Annotated in this window: 2 protein-coding genes; one reads left to right on the forward strand and one right to left on the reverse strand. The window is 60.2% G+C overall.

Translation table 11 applies throughout. From position 1 onward, the window contains the following. On the forward strand, nucleotides 1-465 hold a 465-nt coding region (locus A5707_RS17565; RefSeq protein ID WP_197495357.1), incomplete at its 5' end, for a class I SAM-dependent methyltransferase. A gap of 59 nt (nucleotides 466-524) precedes the next feature. On the opposite strand, the gene A5707_RS17570 is transcribed toward A5707_RS17565, so the two are convergent. Further along, nucleotides 525-886 (reverse strand): class I SAM-dependent methyltransferase (locus A5707_RS17570; protein ID WP_197495358.1); only part of this gene is annotated, 362 nt, incomplete at its 5' end.

Consider the following 886-nt stretch of genomic DNA (forward strand, 5'->3'; position numbering starts at 1 on the left):
GAGGCCTTCGACGCGTTCAAAAAGGAACGGTATGCCGCATTCTTCGAACGCGCCCGCGACATCATGCCCGACGACGGCCGGATGTTATTGCACAGCCTGTTCACCCATCCGTGGACCTATTGGCATGAGCATGACATTCCGGTGACGATGAGCGATTTGCGATTCATGCGGTTCATCAGCCAGGAAATCTTTCCCGGCGGCCGCTTGCCGCAGGTCGACATCGTCGACAAGTACTCCACCGAGGCTGGTTTCGACATCACCCGGCACCACTTCATCGGCAAGAACTACGTCCGCACCCTGGACACCTGGGCCAAGGCACTCGAGGCGCACAAGGACCAGGCGATCGAGCTCAAGGGCGAGCAGATGTACGAGACGTTCATCAAGTACCTGACCGGATGCCGCGAGCTGTTCCGCGACGGCTACACCAACGTCTGCCAGTTCACCATGGAAAAGAACGCCGCCTAACGGTCATTTGCCGTCGGCGCACGCCGGCTGGTCTTGCGCTTTGCCGCGCGCGACCTTTGCTACTTGGTCAGCGTGAATTGCGCGACGTCGGTGATTCCCCGCCGCATAAAGTCGGCGCAACCGGTCAGGTAGCGCATGAAGCGTTCGTACACCTTTTCGGACTGGACGGCGATGGCGCGATCCCGGTTGGCCTGCAGGTTGGCCGCCCACGTGTCCAACGTGCGCGCGTAGTGCGGGCGCAAATTCTGAACTTGCTCGACCGAGAACCCGGCACCTTGGGAAAATTCAAGGATGTCTTCTTGGGAGGGCATCTGGCCGCCGGGATAGATCTCTTTGCGGATGAAGCTGATGAACCGCATCAGCGACATCGTCCTTTTCAGGCCGAGCTTTTCGCCCTCCTCGGCCGACGGCACCACGATGG

The organism is Mycobacterium kyorinense, assembly GCF_001672775.1.
In the GTDB taxonomy this organism is placed as follows: Bacteria; Actinomycetota; Actinomycetes; order Mycobacteriales; family Mycobacteriaceae; genus Mycobacterium; species Mycobacterium kyorinense_A.